Source organism: Myxococcales bacterium (assembly GCA_016712525.1).
Classification (GTDB): Bacteria; Myxococcota_A; Polyangia; order Polyangiales; family Polyangiaceae; genus JAAFHV01.
This window is the reverse complement of sequence record JADJQX010000006.1, coordinates 1,033,344-1,050,252: the sequence shown is the minus strand read 5'-3', so window position 1 is coordinate 1,050,252 and position 16,909 is coordinate 1,033,344. Positions and strand designations below refer to the sequence as shown.

The 16,909-nt window shown below is 72.2% G+C and carries 15 protein-coding genes; 5 read left to right on the top strand and 10 right to left on the bottom strand.

Annotated features, from left to right (window positions below; translation table 11 throughout):
* Window positions 1–59 precede the first annotated feature (59 nt).
* From IPK71_16410 to IPK71_16400, 3 genes are all read left to right on the top strand, one after another.
* Complete coding sequence (locus tag IPK71_16410) at window positions 60–1,592, top strand: hypothetical protein (GenBank protein ID MBK8215324.1); 1,533 nt, start codon at window positions 60–62, stop codon at window positions 1,590–1,592.
* Window positions 1,593–1,670: 78 nt separating this feature from the next.
* Window positions 1,671–2,453: a phytanoyl-CoA dioxygenase family protein gene (locus tag IPK71_16405; protein ID MBK8215323.1), complete on the top strand. Its 783-nt coding sequence runs from the start codon at window positions 1,671–1,673 to the stop codon at window positions 2,451–2,453.
* 25 nt (window positions 2,454–2,478) lie between these two features.
* Window positions 2,479–3,213, top strand: coding sequence for a hypothetical protein (locus tag IPK71_16400; GenBank protein ID MBK8215322.1), 735 nt, complete (start codon window positions 2,479–2,481; stop codon window positions 3,211–3,213).
* On the opposite strand, the gene IPK71_16395 is transcribed toward IPK71_16400, so the two are convergent.
* From IPK71_16395 to IPK71_16360, 8 genes are all read right to left on the bottom strand, one after another.
* Complete coding sequence (locus tag IPK71_16395; GenBank protein ID MBK8215321.1) at window positions 3,210–4,508, bottom strand: hypothetical protein; 1,299 nt, start codon at window positions 4,506–4,508, stop codon at window positions 3,210–3,212. The genes IPK71_16400 and IPK71_16395 overlap by 4 nt on opposite strands.
* On the bottom strand, window positions 4,505–5,533 hold the full coding sequence (locus IPK71_16390; protein ID MBK8215320.1) for a response regulator: 1,029 nt from the start codon (window positions 5,531–5,533) through the stop codon (window positions 4,505–4,507). Before IPK71_16390 ends, IPK71_16395 begins: the two co-directional genes overlap by 4 nt.
* Window positions 5,530–7,587, bottom strand: coding sequence for a response regulator (locus tag IPK71_16385; protein ID MBK8215319.1), 2,058 nt, complete (start codon window positions 7,585–7,587; stop codon window positions 5,530–5,532). Before IPK71_16385 ends, IPK71_16390 begins: the two co-directional genes overlap by 4 nt.
* The gene (locus tag IPK71_16380; GenBank protein MBK8215318.1) at window positions 7,584–7,991 is read right to left on the bottom strand and encodes a hypothetical protein; all 408 of its coding nucleotides are present in this window, start codon (window positions 7,989–7,991) and stop codon (window positions 7,584–7,586) included. The genes IPK71_16385 and IPK71_16380 overlap by 4 nt, the downstream gene beginning before the upstream one ends.
* Complete coding sequence (locus IPK71_16375) at window positions 7,988–8,428, bottom strand: chemotaxis protein CheW (protein MBK8215317.1); 441 nt, start codon at window positions 8,426–8,428, stop codon at window positions 7,988–7,990. Before IPK71_16375 ends, IPK71_16380 begins: the two co-directional genes overlap by 4 nt.
* A complete protein-coding gene (locus IPK71_16370; protein ID MBK8215316.1) occupies window positions 8,425–10,392 on the bottom strand; it encodes a HAMP domain-containing protein in 1,968 nt (655 codons plus the stop codon). The genes IPK71_16375 and IPK71_16370 overlap by 4 nt, the downstream gene beginning before the upstream one ends.
* Before the next feature lie 266 nt (window positions 10,393–10,658).
* Window positions 10,659–11,102 (bottom strand): VOC family protein, encoded by a 444-nt coding sequence (locus IPK71_16365; GenBank protein MBK8215315.1) that lies wholly within the window; start codon window positions 11,100–11,102, stop codon window positions 10,659–10,661.
* Window positions 11,103–11,107: 5 nt separating this feature from the next.
* On the bottom strand, window positions 11,108–12,022 hold the full coding sequence (locus tag IPK71_16360; GenBank protein ID MBK8215314.1) for an AraC family transcriptional regulator: 915 nt from the start codon (window positions 12,020–12,022) through the stop codon (window positions 11,108–11,110).
* A 152-nt stretch (window positions 12,023–12,174) separates the two neighbouring features.
* Here IPK71_16360 and IPK71_16355 point away from each other — a divergent pair, with 152 nt between their 5' ends.
* Together IPK71_16355 and IPK71_16350 are read left to right on the top strand one after the other, a co-directional pair.
* Window positions 12,175–12,474 (top strand): hypothetical protein, encoded by a 300-nt coding sequence (locus IPK71_16355; GenBank protein ID MBK8215313.1) that lies wholly within the window; start codon window positions 12,175–12,177, stop codon window positions 12,472–12,474.
* A gap of 262 nt (window positions 12,475–12,736) precedes the next feature.
* Window positions 12,737–14,338 (top strand): hypothetical protein, encoded by a 1,602-nt coding sequence (locus IPK71_16350; protein MBK8215312.1) that lies wholly within the window; start codon window positions 12,737–12,739, stop codon window positions 14,336–14,338.
* 89 nt (window positions 14,339–14,427) lie between these two features.
* On the opposite strand, the gene IPK71_16345 is transcribed toward IPK71_16350, so the two are convergent.
* Window positions 14,428–15,063 carry an FMN-binding negative transcriptional regulator gene (locus tag IPK71_16345; protein ID MBK8215311.1) on the bottom strand — a complete coding sequence of 212 codons (636 nt, stop codon included), beginning with the start codon at window positions 15,061–15,063 and terminating at the stop codon, window positions 14,428–14,430.
* Between the two features lie 50 nt (window positions 15,064–15,113).
* Window positions 15,114–16,874: a hypothetical protein gene (locus tag IPK71_16340; protein ID MBK8215310.1), complete on the bottom strand. Its 1,761-nt coding sequence runs from the start codon at window positions 16,872–16,874 to the stop codon at window positions 15,114–15,116.
* Window positions 16,875–16,909 lie beyond the last annotated feature (35 nt).

Genomic DNA, 16,909 nt, shown 5'->3' with positions numbered 1-16,909 from the left:
CCCGGCGGTCAGTCGGCGGTTCATTGCGCGCGGGATCCGTCGGTGGGACGATCGGTAGGATGAGCTCGATCTCCCGCGCCGCCTCGTGGTCGACCTTCGCTGTGATCATCGCCCTCGCCGCCGCCTGCGCCTCGACGAAAGACGAGGCCGCGCCCGCGCCATGCACGAACGATCTCCCGTCGATCCAGGCCCGAATCCTCGGACCGAAGTGCGCGACCGGCGGGTGCCACGACGAGTCGGCCCGCGCGGCGACCCTGGTGCTCACCGAAGGGCGCTCGGAGGCGGAGCTCGTCGGGCGCGCCGCGGGGACCTGCGACGGCGTCCGCGTGAGCCCCGGGAGCCCGGACACCTCCGTGCTCGTACGCAAGCTCTCGGACGGCGCGTGCGGAGCGCGCATGCCCCTCGGCCTCGCGGAGCTCTCGCCTGCCGAGAAGGCGTGCATCACCGAGTGGATCCGCGCGCTCCCGCCCGCCCCCGACGCGGGGAAAGACGCCGCCGCGGACGTCGACTGCGGCGACACCACGTCGAGCACGGCGAACTGCGGGACCTGCGGGAACGTGTGCCCGCCCGGAGCGACCTGCTCGAGCGGGAAGTGCGCGTGCCCCGATGGGCTCACCGCGTGCGGCGCGCTCTGCGTCGACACGACCAGCAACGCGGAGAGCTGCGGCGCGTGCGGCAAGGCCTGCGCGAAGGGCGCGCGCTGCGTCGCGGGGGCGTGCGTCTGCCCCGATGGCTCCGACGGCGCGCCGATGGCCGCGTGCGGGGCGCCTCCCGGGAAATGCTCGGATCTCACGAGTGACGGCGCGAACTGCGGCACCTGCGGCACCACGTGCACGGGAGCGACGCCCGTCTGCATCGGAAAAGGATGCGCCGCGAGCTGCGGGGCGCTCACCCAGTGCGGGTCGTCGTGCGTCGACACGCAGACGTCGTTCGCTCACTGCGGGGCTTGCGGGAAGGAGTGCCCGGCCGGCGCCACCTGCCAAGGCGGGACCTGCACCTGCCCCTCGGGGACGCGCGCATGCCCGGACGGGGCGCCGACCGCGTGCCTCCCCACCGACACGGATCCGAACAACTGCGGCGCGTGCGGGAAGAAGTGCGAGGGCGGCTCGGTCTGCGCGGGCGGCACGTGCTCCTGCCCCGGGGGAGGCAAGGTGTGCGGAGGGAGCTGCGTCGACACGAAGACGAGCGCCCAGCACTGCGGCGACTGCGACCGCCCGTGCCAGGCTGGACAGACCTGCAGCGGCGGCGTGTGCTCGTGCGGCGCGAGCGTGTCGTTCGCGGCAGCCGTGCAGCCGATCCTCACGCGCGAGTGCACGTCGGCGGGCTGCCACGGGAACACCGCGCCGAAGGAGGGCCTCCGCCTCACCCCAGGCAACGCCTACGGCGGCCTCGTCGGCGTGCCCGCGAGCCAATGCGCGGACGGGCGCCTCCGGGTCGCGCCGTCGAACCCGGCGGGGAGCTACCTGATGAACAAAATCGAGAACCAGCGGCTCTGCTCGGGAACGCCGATGCCGAAGGCCGGAGGGTTGCTCCCGGCGGCCGACATCGCCACGATCTCGACCTGGATCTGCAACGGAGCTCCGAACAACTGACACCCGAGGGGCAGCGGCGACCGCCGAAAGTTTCCGTCCTCCGAGGCGGCTCGGTATCGTTCGATCGCGAGGTCCACGATGCCCCTCACAGACGACCAGAAGCGCACCTTCGACGAGGGCGGATACCTCGTCTTCCGCGGGCTCTTCCGCGACGACGAGATCACGCGGGCGCGGCTCGCGTTCGAGCGCCTCTACGCGAAGGCGCAGACCCTCCGCGCGACGGGCGACCACGACGGCGCGTTCTTCGTGCTCTCGGCCCCCGAAGCGGGCGACGTGGTCGTACAGCGGGTCGTGTGGGCCGGCGGCGCCGAGCCCGACCTCCTCGACATCGGAGAGAGCCCGCGGCTCGTCGAGCCCGCGCTCGAGCTCCTCGGCACCGAGAGCTCCGAGCAGCTCATCTGCCAGGCCCATTTCAAGATGCCGAACGACGGCGTCGCGTTCGACTGGCACCAAGACATCCAACACCGCGACAAGGGCGGAGACACCTGGCGCGACGTGACCGGCCGCGGATCGTACGTGCAGACGATCCTGCTCGTCGACGACATGACCGAGGAGAACGGGCCGCTCGAGTTCGTGCCGAAGAGCGCGGCGGTGCTCGATGCGCGCGGCCGCATCGTGCACGACGGGAGCGGCCTCCGCGTCGACGCCTCCAAGGCCGTGCCCGTCACGGGGCGCGCGGGCGACGTGCTCGTCTTCGGGCCGTACGCCATCCACGGGAGCCTGCCGAACGTGTCGACCAAGCCCCGGCGTGTGCTCATCAACGGGTACGCCGCGCCCGGCGCGAACAAGCGGTTTTACCCCGGCCGCGGGGCGTGCCGGGTCGTGCCGCGGAGCGCCGAGGCGATCCGGCGCGCGGGCTGACGCGCTTTCGACGTACGATCGCACCATGGACCTCCGCGCGGAGTACGAGACGATCCGCGCACGGGCGCGTGCCCTCGCGGGCTCTCCAGCCGACATCCTCGCCCGCGTACGTGCACACCACGGGGTCTACGTGGCCTCTGCCCGAAACCACGTCTTTCCCCTGCTCGCGCTCCACGGCGCTTTGTGGGCCTACCGCTTCTTCGAGGTCACGGGCACGCTCGGAGAGATCGTCTCGTACCGGTACGCGTTCGACGACGACGAACGCGCGCGCAGGCTCGCGATGGTCGCTTCGTTCGCCGAGGGCTTTCGGGCGGTGAACCGCGAGGTCTTCGTCGACACCTTCACGAGCTTCCACTTCACGGCGCGCCACGGCGAGACCCCGGGCGCCGACGCCATTCTCTCACCTCGGCTCCTCGAGGCCTTGGCCGAGGTGCACCACGCGAGCACACGCGGGACCGAGCTCTCCCTCGAGCGCAAACGCCACGTCTTCGAGACCTCGCTGCTCTGCGAGCAAGAGGTCACGGTGGCCCCCGGTGTGGCGCGAGAGCTCGCCAGGTTCGACTGCCCGATCCTCCGCGGCCTATGCATGCGGCCCGTCGTGCGATTTGCGTACTTCGGGCTCACCGACACCTTCTTTTTTCGCGACTTCTCCGACAAGGAGGAGCGGATCGCGCGCGCCATGGCATCGTTCGAGATCGCCAGCGAGCGCGGCTGGGACGAGGTCGAGACCTCGATGAGCGCCTACGGGGTCGAAGTCTAGAGGGAGGCGAGCTTCGCCGCGGCGGCCTCGACGAGGTGCGCGCGTCCCTCGGCGAGCATCGCCTGCGTCGCAGAGGATAGGGACGCGAGGCCAGGGGCCTTCGCGTGGAGCTCGAGCCCTCGCGCGAGGCATCGACGAGCATCGCCCTTCGCGCCCAGGCGGTCGTGGCCGAGGCCGAGATAGAGCTCCGCGATCCAGAGGCTCGGATCGAGCACGAGCGCGCTCCGGAAAGAGGCCATCGCGGCGTACGTGTTCCCTGACGCGTCGCACGCGATCCCGTGGAGCACGTAGCCCTCGATCGACAGGGGGTCTCGCTCGAGCGCTGCCTTCAGGAGGTCTCGCGCTTCGTCGACGTCCCCTCGGTCGAGCGCGGAACGCGCGCGTTCGACGGCCCCGTGCCCATCTTCTGCGGGCGCTTCGCGGGGCGCGGCGTCCGAGACGGGCGCGGCGTCCGCGGCCTTCGTCGGCGGCGCGGGCTCGGCGCCCCATGGTGCCGGCGGGGTGAGGTCGGCGACCACCGGCGTCGGCGGCGCCGTGGGCGACTTCGCCAGGGCTCTCGGCAGCTCCGAGTCGGAGGACGGGGTCCCGTCGGCGAGCACGTCGCTCGCGGCCGTCACGATCGCCCCCCCGGGCGCGAGCACCGAACGCATGCGCCGGAGGGCATCGAGCGCGCGAGGCTTCGTGAAGTAGAGGAGCACGTTCCTGCACACGATCGCGTCGAACCCCGTGGCCCCTCTCGGTGGCGGGTCGACGAGGTTGTGGCGCTGGAAGGTCACGAGGGACTTGAGGCGTTCGGGGATCTCGAAGAGGCCCGAGGGCGTCGCGAGCTTCTCGCGCTCGGGCGCGGTGAGACCACGCACGGTCCACGCGCCGTAGCGCGCACGCGCCCCGAAGGAGAGCGAGCGTTCGTTGAGGTCGGTCGCGAGCACCCGCACGGGGATCCCGCGCGCGTCCGCGAGCAAGACGATCGAGTACGCCTCTTCCCCCGTCGCGCAGCCCGCCACCCAGATCCGCACGGGTGCCCCCGGGCCGCGGCCCGCGAAGCGCCCCACGACGAGCTCGAGCTGCTCGCGGTCCCGCATGAACCAGGTGTGCCCGACGCTCACGACGCGGACGAGCCCCTCCTGCTCGGTCGTGTCGCGCTCGACGAGGGCGAGGAAGGACTGGGGCGACACACGGAGCTCGGCGCAGCGCTCCTTGACGTGGCGAAGCACCGCGTCGGCGAGGCCCCCTTTTGCGGCGTCGATGCCGAGGTGCTCCTCGATCCAGGCGAGCACCCCCGCGATGCCGGTCACGCGATGGCCTTGCCCATGAACGAGGCGAGGCGGGCGGCGATCGCGCGCGGGGCGAGGACCTCCTCGGCAGCCCCGGCCTCGAACGCCGCGAGCGGCATCCCGTACACGGCCGACGAGGCCTCGTCCTGCGCGAACGTGCGAGCGCCGGCGCGCCGCATCGCCAAGAGCCCCTGGGCGCCGTCCCGGCCGATCCCGCTGAGGAGCACACCCGCGGCGCGCGCGGCGAAGACCCGAGACAGGGAGTGGAAGAGCACGTCGACCGAGGCGCGGTGCCCGGCGACGGGAGGACCGACCTCGGGCGCGAGCCTGCTCCCCGACGCGACGAGATGCGCGCCGTCCGGGGCGACCACCACCACGTCGGGCGCGAGCTGCACTGGCACGTTGGCCACGACCACGCGGAGCCCCGTGGCCTGGCCGAGGTAGCGCGCGAACCCCTCGGTGAACCCCTCGGGCAAATGCTGCACGACGGCGAAGCACGCCCCGACGCCCGCGAGCGGCGCGAGGAGCTCGACGAGCGCGCTCGGCCCGCCCGCCGACGCCCCGACACCCACGACCTCCGGGCGCCCGCCCGGCGCGCCACGCCGCACGCCGCCGTCGATCCCACGCAGCTTCGGCGCCGCCACATGGTGCACGACCGGGACCTTGGCGAGCCGCGCGACGAGCGTCCGCAGGTGCTCGCCCGCGGCGGACCGCGGATCTCCCGTCTTCGCGGCGAGATCGAGCGCGCCGCGCCTCGTGGCCTCGAACACGACGTCGGTCCCCGCGCTCGTGGGGCGCTCGGTCACGACGAGGATGGGCACGGGACGAGTCGCCATGATGCGCTCGATGGCCTCGAGCCCCCCCATCGCGGGCATGTGGAGGTCCATCGTGACCACGTCGGGCGCGAGGGTGGGGATCTCCCGAAGGGCGACGTTCGCGTCGCCCGCCTCGCCCACCACCTCGATGTTTCCCCCGGCCTCGAGCACGTCGCGCAGGCACTCTCGGCTGATGGCCGAGTCGTCCACGACGTACACACGAACTTTCATGGGGGCCCTACGAATCGGCGCACGGTCTCGGCGAGCTCGCGCGAGTGGAAGTCTGTCTTCACGAGATACGCGTCCGCCCCGAGCATAGCCGCTTTTTGCCGATCGGCGAGCGACCCGCGCGTCGTCACCATGATCACGGGGAGGTGCGCGTGGGTCTCCCTCAGCTTGCCGAGGAGCTCGAAGCCGTCCATCTCGGGCATCTCGACGTCCGAGAGGACGATGTCGGGGACACGACGCCCGACGCGCGATAGGGCCTCGACGCCGCTCGAGGCCGTCTCGACCTCGAGCCCGAGCCCCGTGAGCAGCTCGGCCACGAGCGTCCGCACCACGAGTGAGTCGTCGACGACGAGGGCGAGCTTCCGGGCGGCCTCGACCTTTCGCCTCACGGGGCGCGCGCCCGAGACGCGGGCCGACTCGCGGGCGAGCTCTGCCGCCTGGACGAGGAGCACGAGGCGACCGTCGTCGAGGGTGGCGCTGCCTTGGAGCACCCGGAAGAGCCCGAGCAGGCGATCGGCCGGGCGGCGCACGAGGTCGACCTCGCCGTGATGACGCTCGACACGGATCGCCTGGAGGCGCCCCCCGACGTCGAGCACGAGCGCCTTGGGCTCCACGTCGACCTGCGCGCCGACGAGCGTCGAGAACGACACGACGGGGAGCGGCGAGCCTTCGAACACGAGGCGCGGCCCGACCGCCGTGTCGACGACGTCGCCGGCGTCGACTACGCGCAACACGAGGCGCGCCGGGAAGCCGAACAGCACCCCGCCGGACTCGATCACGAGCACGCGCTCTCGCCAGACCTTGGTCGGGAGCCGCACGGTGAACGTCGAGCCCTTTCCGCGCGACGACGCGAGCTCGACCGTGCCCCCGAGCGCCTCGACGCGCGCGCGGACCACGTCGAGCCCTACGCCTCGCCCCGACACCTCGCTCACGGCCTCCCGCGTCGAGAGCCCATGATCGAACACGAGGTCCAGGGCCTCGTGCTCCCCGAGCTCGGCGGCCGCGGCCGGCGTGATGCGCCCCGAGCGCACCGCGGCGCGCACGACGGCCTCCGTGTCGATGCCGCGGCCGTCGTCCTGGATCGTGATCGCGACCGACCCGGGGAGGGCCGCGGCGCGAATGGTCACCTGGGCTTCTCTCGGCTTGTCGCCGCGCTCGCCGGGCGGCTCGATGCCGTGGTCGACCGCGTTCTGGACGATGTGCAGCAGCGGCTCCTCGAGCGCCGCGAGCACCGATCGCTCGAGCTCGGTCCTCGCCGCCTCGACGACCACGCGGAGCGGCTTGCCCATGCCCCGCGCGAGGCGGCGGGCGTGATCTGCGAGCGGCGACAGGAACGGCTCGACGGGCGCGAGGCGGAAGCTCCACGCCCGCATGGTCACGTCGTCCAGGTCGAGCCGCACGCGCGCCAGCGCATCCACCACGGCCCCCGAGGCGTCCGCGCCGAGCGCCGCGCCGAGCAGGCCGAAGCTCGCGCGCAGCATGTCGATCCGCTCGCACAACGCCTCGATGGGCGCGGCGCGCACGATCGCGTACCCAGGATCGACAGCGGACGGCGCCGGCACGCCCGCAGCCCCCGACGCCGGGGCGACCTCGGGACGCGACCTCGGCTCCTCCGAGGACGGGGGGCCCCCTCGAGCGCTGGGCGCCGCGTCGCTCGACGGGCCCTGCGGCTCCGGCGCGGGCTCTGGCTCCGGGGCGCTCGAGAGATCCGCGAGGGCGGCGACGAAGGCGGCGTCCGCGATGGTGCCCGGGCCGAGCTCCCCCGGCACGTGGAGGACGATGGCGTCGAGCGCCGCGAGCACGGCCTCGTGCCCCGGAGGCGGCCACGCGCTGCGCACGACCGAGAGGCGCCCCTCGATCACGTGGGTGAGCTCGCTCAGCGAGGCGAACCCGAGCATGCCGGCCTCGCCTTTGAGCGTGTGGAGATCTCCGAGCAAGACGCGCATCGCCGCTGCCCCCGGCGCTTCGCTCGCCGAGAGCACCGAGATCGCAGAGCGCGCACGCTCGATCGAGCCGACGCGGAAGCGCGCGACGAGGGCGGCGCGGCGCTCGTTCATACCAGCGCTCCGGGGCCTTCACGGCCGACACCGAGCCGAGACGCGTCGAGCGCGAGCGCGAGCGCGTCGTCCTGGCGATCGAGCCGAACGAGGGCCGTGTACACGCCGCCCGAGACGCCGGAGAAGCGGTCCGGCAGTGGCATGTACCCCTTCGCCGCCACCGGGACGATCTCGGCGCGTCCGGTGAGCTTGAGCGTGCGCGGCCCGAGAGGCGTCCGCACACGAACGCCATACGGCGGCCCGGGAGCCTCGCTGCGCCCGAGGGACTCCGCCAGGGGGACCACCACCGCGCCCTCGTCGACCTCGGCGCGTACGACCGCCAAGACGATCCGCGCGTCGACGGCGACGAGCCCGTCGGCGAGCGCAAGGACCACCACCTCGGAGGGGGCGAAGGCCTCGCTCACGTGCCGCGCGCCCTTCTGTGGGCATCGAGGACGATGGCTTCGACGTCGACCTTGCCCATCAGCACCCCCTCGTGCTCGACGAGCTCGGTCACGTGAGGGCGCCCCTCGACCGGCGTGCGGCGCCCCCCTTCGTCGGTCGCGGAGAACGCCTCGCGGGCCCCGTCGACCGGGAGGGCCACGACGTCGTCCTCGAGCGCGAGGAGCACGGTGCGCGCGCGGAGCTCACTCGGCGAGAGCGGGGGCGCGTCCACCTCGAGCACGCTCGCGAGATCGCACACGGCGACCGCGCGGCCGTTCCACGCGAGCACGCCAGGAAACCCGCGGGGGGCGCCGCCGATCGCGAGCCACGGAATGGCCTTCGACACCTCGCGGACGTACCGCGCCTCGAGGACGAGCCACGATCCGCCGAGGCGGACGGGCAGGAAGCTCGCGCTCACGCCGACGCCTCGATCACGAAGCGGCGAAGGAGCGTCTCGAGCCTGTCGGCCTGGGTCTTCAAGTCCTCCGCGGAGACGCGCGTCTGCGTGGTCGCGACCGCGGCCTGCGCCACCACGGTGGTGACGTCGCGCACGCTCGCGCTCACGGCGTCGGTCGCGGAGCGCTGCTGCTGCACGACCAGCGTGATGCGCCGCGCGGCCTCCGTGGTGCTCTCGGCCACCTTGCGGCTCTGCTCGGTCGCCATGACCGCCGAGGAGCCCGACGCGCGGATGTCGGCGAGCAGCGTGCGGACGCCATCGACCGTGGCGGTCACGCGCTCGGCGAGCCGCCGCATCTCGCCCGCGATGAGGGAGAAACCCTTGCCTGCCTCGCCCGCGTGGGTAGCCTCGAGCGACCCGTTCAGCGCGAGGAGATCGCTCCGGTCGGCCACGTCGCGGATGACCTCGAGCAGCTCGCCGATGCGCGTGGCGTGGGCGTTCAGCTCGGCGATCCGGCTCGCCATCTGGTCGGTGTTCTCGCGCGTGCGCTCCGCGTCCGCCAAGACCCCGCGGACCGATTCGGCGATGTGCGCCGCCGAGCCGGAGAGCGACTCCATGGTGCGCGACACCTCGGTCATCCCGGCCGACTGCTGGGTCGCGGCGGCCTCTTGTTCCTGGGAGGCCGAGTAGATCTCGGCCGCGGCGCTCGCGATCTGGACGGACGTCTCGCGGAGCGGGCGCACGAGGTCCCGGAGGCGCTCGAGCATTCCGCGGAACGCGTCGGGCAGATCGCCGCGCCCGGAGATGGTCACCTTGAGGTTGCCCTGAGCCACCGACGTCGCCCCCCAGCTGAGGTTCCTGAGGTCCCCAAGGAACGCGTTGAACGATCGTGTGAGCGCGCCGAGCTCGTCGTCGTACGGGATGGGCAACGCACCCATGGCGCCGATATCGCCGACCTCCGAGAGCCGCCGCGTGGCCTCGGCGAGGCGCCCGACGGGCCGCCCGATCCAACGCCCGAAGAAGAACGCCACGAGCGGCGCCCAGAACCCGACCACGACGAGGAACGCCGACGACGAGACCAAAAAGCCCGTCGTACGGCTCCCCGACACGGGCACGACCGCGATCGCGTAGCGGCCGTCGCGACGCTCGATGCACGCCGTCGCCGCCTCGTTCGGCACGTCGACGTACCCCGCGAGCCTGACCCCCGAGCTCTCGCGCGCCGCGGAGACACAGCGGCTCGTGTCCGCCGCGTCGACCACGCGCACGGCCGACTCGGTCGCCACGGTCCCCACGGCGCCGCCGAGCGCGCTCACGGCGGCGGCCATGCGGGCCTCCTCGAGCGCGACGTCGCGTGCGTCGTCGTTGGCGGTGCGGTACCCGATCCCCACCATCCACGGTAGCGGGGCGAGCGCCAAGCCGAGCGCGAGCGCGGCGATGCGCCCCGGGATGGACGCGGGCGCCGGGGTCACGTCGAGCTTGCGCGCCGCGGACTCCGCCATGATCTCCGCGTGCAGGTCGGACGTGAGCGCCTCGACGAGCGGCAACAGGAGCGCGCTGCCACCACAAACGATCGACGCCGCGGCCCCGAGGGATGGCAGGTAGTAGCGCGCGCTCACCGCCTCGTCGTGAAGGATCGTCACGAGGACGACCGGGGTCCCGACCGCCGCCAGCGCGAAGAGGCTCGTGTCGACGAGGGTCTGACGCTTCGGGAGGACCTGGAGCGCGACAGCGGCCCGCCGCACCATCACGTCCGTCCGATCGGCCGGCTCGGTGCGCAGCCACAGATCGACCGGGGCGAGTTGGCTCGACACGTGGAGCACGCTGACCGCGACGTGCACCACCAGCACGGCGAAGTGGATGGCGAACACCTTCCCGAGGGGGCCCCCCAAGCTGCCGACGAAGGCGATCGGAATGAGGAGGCCGAAAAACACGTCGACTCCCAGAATCGAGGCGAGCACCCGCCCGACGACACCTTTGTGGCTCACGACGTTCTCCTCGAGCCCGGGGCTCGCTCGTAGCGCGTGAGAGTCACGACACGGCCCCCGCCCGCCGAGCTCTCGAACAACGACCTACGGTACCATGTCGCGTTGAGCGCCTTCCACGGGTTTTTGTCGAAGAAAATCGCAAAAAACAGAGCCCGCACGAACATGTGGAGTTACGAAGGGTTCGCTCATGGTCACGTGGGTGACCCCCTCTCGAGCCGGGCGTCGGAGGGCGCGCATGGACCGACGATGCCCGCGACGCGTGCGCTTCAGGGAGCGTTCGGCACGAAGAGGGCGTCGTAGCGGCGCTGCATCTCCTCGGGCGACACGTCCTCGATGGAGTGCCCGATGAGCCACTCGTGGCCGAACGGATCGCGCACCGCGCCCGAGCGCTCTCCGTAGAAGTGGTCGGCGATGGGGCGCACGATCACGGCCCCCGCCGCGACCGCGCGCGCGACCACGGCGTCCGCGTCGTCGACGTGGAGGTGAACGCCGACCGACGTCTTCCCGCCCTCGGGAGCGAAGATGCCGTGCTCCGGGAACGCCTCGGACAGCATGACGGTCGCGTCTCCGAAGAGGAGCTCGGCGTGACCGATGCGCCCGCCCGGCTCGACGAGCCTGAACTTTTCTCTCGCGCCGAACGCCTCTTCGTAGAAACGAATGGCCGCGGCGCAGCTCTCGACGCGAAGGTACGCGAACACCTCGTGGATCATCGGGCTCACCTCTCTCGTTCTCGTGGGTGGGCGCGGACCGCCCCTGCGGAAGCCGAGCATGCCTCGTGCGTGGACGCGTGGCTTGAACGAATCGGTCGCACGTCGCGGAGGGGCACGTGGTTCGGGTGTCGGGCGCGGCTCGCGCGGTACTCCGAGGGGGTCATGCCGAGGAACACGCGGAGGTCGCGGCAGAGGTGCGCTTGGTCGGCGTATCCGGCTTCGAGCGCGAGGGCCGCGTCGCTCCCCGAGCTCGTCTCGGCGAGCCTCGCGACGGTCCGCCCAAGTCGCACGACCCGACCGAACGCGCGAGGAGACAGGCCGACCGACGCCATGAAACGACGCCCGAACGCGCGCACACCGAGCCCGCTCGCGGCGGCCATGGTGGACACCGTGGCCGTGGGGGACAGCGCGAGCCTCGCGAGGCCACGCGCGACACGCACGTCGACGAGCGCCTCCCGGGACGCCGCGACACGCGCTTCGAGCCACGCCTCGAGCGCGGCGAGGCGCGCAGCGGGCTCGTGCCGAGAGAGGACACGATCCCGAAGGCGCGACACCTCCGCGGCGCCAACGAGATCCTCGAGCGAGACGTGCTGCTCGGCCAGGGCGCTCGCCGGCACCCCGAAGAGCGCGCCTGTCACCCCGAGCCCCAGCACCACGCCGACCGACGACGACGGCGCGCTCACGTCTTTGTCGTACGAGGTCTGGCGAGGGCCTCCCACGATCGCCGCCCCGAGCGACGCACCTCCCGTCGCGAGCCGCAAGGGCGCGCCGTCCCGCACGACGAGATGAAGCTTGCCCGTGGGGACCACCCGCTCCCACCGCGCACCGCTCGACGGCGAGGCCGCCTGGGCCCACCCGAGCTCGACGACCCTCGCGAGCGCAGGAGACGTCGGGACGCGCGTGACATGGCCTCGGTCCATTCCGACGACCGTGCCCCGCCCGAGCGACCGCGGCAAGAGGGAGGCGCGCGGCCTGGCCCAGGCCACCCGAAATGTGGCCCAGGCCACCTGGCCGACGCGAAAACCTCGAGAAAACCCCGAGAATACGGCTGGCCCGAAGATCGCAATAGGGGATGGCATGCGATACCACCTCACCACCGCGATCGAAGGCGAAGGCCTCGATCTCTCCTTCGTCACCACCGTCACGCGTCTCTTCCTTCCGGGAGAGCGCCACGCCGAAGAGGCCCCCCGCGTGCTTTCGCCCGGGGCAAGGCGCAAGGTCTGGCCAAAGCGACGGCGCCCCCGTCGATGACCTCGCCGAGCTGGTCGCCGACGGCTCGGTCCGCCTCGGCCAAGACATCTTCCTGACCGAAGCCGAGGCCAAGGAGCTCGAGCGCGGCAAGGTGCCCATCCGCGTGCAACGCGCGGGCTGAGCGCGAGCGGCTCCCGCGCGACCACCCCTAGCCGCAAAGAGGACGACGGAGCGAACCGCGGCGCCGCGCGACCACGTGACGGCGCCACCTCACCACACGCCTCGATGGGGCCTCCTCGTGAGGCCCCGCGAGGTCCTCTCGCCCGCGAGGCCCGCTTAGGGCCGTCAGGTCCTGTCCTGTGGCACAATTGCACGCCTTTCTGGACAGCCTCGTCCCTTTTGGCTTGCGCTCGATACGGAGTGGCGCAAAAGAACCCCCGCATATGGGGACACACCACCGCACCGCCATCGCTTCGGGTCTTCTCTTTACTGTCATCGGGGCCATCGGCCTCGGCGCTTGCGTCTCGGACACCGCCGAGATGCCGCCGATCCCCGACGGGTCGACGCCCACGCCCACCACTCCGCCGCCGCCGTTGCCCGAGCTCGACGCAGCGGCCGACGCGGCCGACGCGGCGATTCCCCCGCTCCCTCCGCCACCACCTCCCAAGCAAGACGAGGTGACCGAGCAGTTCGGCATCTTCGTGTCGGCGAACGGCGCGCCGGGTGCTGCGGGCACACGCGCCGCGCCCGTCTCGACCATCAGCGAGGGCATCACGCTCGCCAAGGCCGCGAAGAAGCGCGTCTACGTCTGCGCGAGCACGTACGCCGAGGCCCTCGAGCTTCTGCCGGGCGTCTCGATCGTCGGCAACATGGACTGCGCGACCGACCCGACGAAGTGGACGATCAGCCAGGCCAACACGATCGTGGCCTCGCCCACGTCTCCGGCGATCACGGCCCGTGAGATCAACGTGCCCACGCGCATCGACGGGCTCGACGTGATCGCCCCCGCCGGGAACGACACCGAGCCGTCGAGCATCGGGCTGCTCGCGGTCAACTCCACGGGCCTCACGTTCGTCGGGGGAAAGATCGAGGCCCAAAGCGGCGCGAATGGGAAGAACGGAGAGGCCCCCGAAGGCTTCCTGGCCAATGTCGTGCGCACAGCCGAACCGCCGCGCGCCAACTCAGCGTGCATTGCTGGCCTCGGCGCGGGTAGTCCATGCCGGTATTCCGAGGGGGGCGCGCTCGTCAACGCTCGGCCCGAGATTGGGCTCTCACAAGGCGGCCAGGTCACGTGCCAAGCAGCCGGAGCGTCACTCACCGCAGCCGGAGGGGAAGGAGGCGTGGGCCGGCTCTACAGAGCCAGCCAAGGTAGCGCCGTCCCGTATGCGGCTCCAACCCCCGGCAAGCCTGGAGTTCCGGATGTCACGCCGGCGCAGCCTGCGGGAGGGGCGTCCTCCTTCGGCGGGACCTTTGGCGAGGGTGAATATCGTGTCGGCGACGGGACCCAAGGGGGGCAGGCGGCGACGGCAAGCGCCGGAGGGGCGGGAGGATTCGGTTCGGCCGCGCTCGTACCGGTGCCAACCGAGCCCTTCATGACGTTCGCTTCGTCTGGAGGAGGTGGAGGCGCTGGAGGGTGCCCGGGCCGCGCCGGCACGCCGGGAAGGGGTGGAGGGGCCAGCATCGCCGTGCTCACCACGCGCAGCCCGCTCCGCCTCGAAAAGACGGTATTGCGCGCGGGCAACGGCGGCAACGGCGGCCGGGGGAGCTTTGGGTCGGCTCCAACGCTCGGTCAGGCCGGTGCGGGCGCTGGTGCCGCTGGGGCTCCGGGGGTCCAAGCGGGGGCGTCGGGTCACGGCGCCGGAGGTCCTTCGATCGCCATCGTCCACGACACCACCGTTCCGACTCAGGTCCAGTGCCAGCTTGCGCACGGTGCGGCGGGTGTGAGCCCCGGCGAGCAGACGCAGCCGGGCACGTTCCCCGGCCAGCCCGCTCGCACCATCCCGGCGGCCACCCCGGCAATCGCCCAAGACACCTTCAAGTACTGAGCCAGAAGGCGCATCGCGCTCGCGGGGCCCGGGTTTTTCCCTTGGGGAAGCACCCGGGCCTTCGTTGTCCTCGGGCTCGAGCCGACACGCTACCGAGACGCTCTCCGGGCCTCGGCGGCGTCCATGTGAGCCACGAGCGCGAGGCTCGCCGTGTCGCCCCGGGCGGCGAGCATGGCGCGGACGCGGGCGCGATCTTCAGGGCTGCGGTTCTGGCTCACCTTAGCCTTCGCGGTGATTCGTGTGACCTCCACGCGCACGCCCACGATGGCCGCTTCGAGCGCGGTGAGCAGCTCGAGAGAGAGCGTGCCGAGCGACCAGCGCGGCTCTGGCCCTTCGAACGTACACGCGAGCGCCTCGAGGTCGGCGCGGAGCTCGGGGCCCGTCGTCGTTCGGAGCGTGCCCTCGACGTGGACGACCACGTAGTTCCAGGTGGGCACCTGGTCGGCGGGGCTCGTGTACGTCGCGGCCGAGACGTACGCGTGCGGCCCCTGAAAAATGGCCGTCACGGGCCGACCGTCGAGCACACGCCACGTGTCCGACGCGCGCGCCACGTGCCCGACGAGCGTCGCCCCGTCGCCCGGTCCCCGACGCAGCACGAGCGGGACGTGGGTCACCTCGAGGGCTCCGTCGTCACGCGCGCCCACGAGCGTCGCGAGGCCCACCTCGCGGACGAGCGCGTCGATGGCCTCGGGATCGTCCAGCCGAAATGCGGGAGGCAGGTGCATGCCGCGCAGTCTACCTCGGCGCAGGGAAACAAAGGCCCTTCGGCGCTACGTCACCGCGGCGTGCGCACGACGCTCGGCACCTTGTCGACGAGCACGGTCTCGTAGACCTGCCGCGCGGCGGAACGCACCCGGTCGCCGCTCTGCGCGAGCACGCCGTCGAGCGCCGAGAAGAGCTGGTTCTCGGTGAAGGTCCCCTCGGGGAGCGCGCCTCCGAGCGCCCGCACGATGAGCCCGAGAGCGACCTCGGCCGCGATCCGGTCGGCGCCCGAGGTGGGCGAGAGCACCTTGTCGGCGAGCAGGTAGAGCGCCACGTGCGGGCAACGCGCCCGGGCCACGAGGCCGAGATCCGCGGCGGCGCGGGCGCGGGTCCACGGCGTTCCATCGGCCACGCCGAGCTTGGGGAACGAGCTCGTGGCGAGGCGCTTCTCGTCGCGCACACGGACGAGGAAACCCTCTTCGACGAGCGTGACGAGCTCGGCGATCGCCGGGTCCACCTTCTCGCGCACCCCGTCGATGTGCGCGTCTTGCGAGAGCGCCTCCGAGGCGCGTGAGCCTCCGAGGGCCTCGAGCGCGGCGCGTTGATCGGGCCCGAGGTGGATGCGTCCCTCGGGTTTTCGCCCGGCTCGCTCGAGCGCGGCGTTGCGACGCGCGATGGCCTCCGAGAGCGCGCGGGCGTCGGCGATCGTGACGTGGGTCGTGTCGCGGAGCTCACGAGCGGCCTGCCGCTCCGCGTGCGCGCGGAGGTGCATCCGAGGGGACGGATCGGCCTCCGGCTCGGAGAATTCCTGCATGAGCGACGGGAGCCACGCGTCGACGAACGTCGCCTCGAGCACGTCCAAGCTGACGAGCGTCGTGTCTTCGGCGTTCGCCTTGGTGACGCCGACGTCGGCGAGGTTCAACGTGTCGAGCCTGCGCCCCCACACCGTGGGCGAAGCGTCGCCGTCGATCGTGACCGTGCTCCGGCGCTCGACGTAGTACGCCGTGAGCCACACCGAGCGCTCCCCCACGGGCCCACGCGCGTAGGCGTGAAGATGCGCGGGGACCTTGGCCGTCACGAGGGCCGCGTCCACGGCGTTCACGTTCGCGAACACGGCCGCCATGGCCACGTCGACGGGCTCGGTCGACCGCGACGCTGGCCCGAGGCTCGAGAGGAGATCGTCGAGCCGAGCGTGCGCAGCAGGACCGATCTGGCGTTCGACCTTGGGTGCGGTGAGCTTCTCGCGAGACGGGCTCTTCGCGCCGTTGGCCGCGACCACCTCGGTGAGCGGATCGCGCAGGGCCGCGCCGAACGCGGTGCGACGAAACCGCTCGACCTTTCCCGGGAAGAGCGACGGACCGACGAGCACGGCCGCGGCGCCGAGCGCGAAGGTCGTGAGTCCGACGCCGAGCGCCGTGGTGACGGGCCACCCTCTTCGCGGGCGCGGCGGAGGCGCGGCAAGGGGCGCTTCGGGGGTGCGATCGTGTGCCGCTTCACGGTACGCCGTCACGCGGCGAGCCCGGCTTTTTTCGAGGTAGGGCGCGATCGCGACGACCCGCGCGTCGAACGACGCGGTCACGGCGCCGACGTCGTCCGCGTCGATCCCCTCGAGCCCGGAGGGGTGCGTGAGCAAGAACGCGACCCTGAGGACGTGCTCCCCTTCCCGCACACGCGTTCGGGCCTCGGCCTTCGCCACGGCCTCCGCGGCGCGCGCGCGGATCCTCCCACGAAGGAGCGGATCGAACGCCTGCGCGGGCACGTTCGTCGCTTCGGGCAGGCCGATCTCGGCCGTCTCGGCGAGGACAATCAAGGTGGCGCGATCGACGTAGCCCATGGCCGTGGACGCTAGCGCAACGGCCTTCCTCGGCA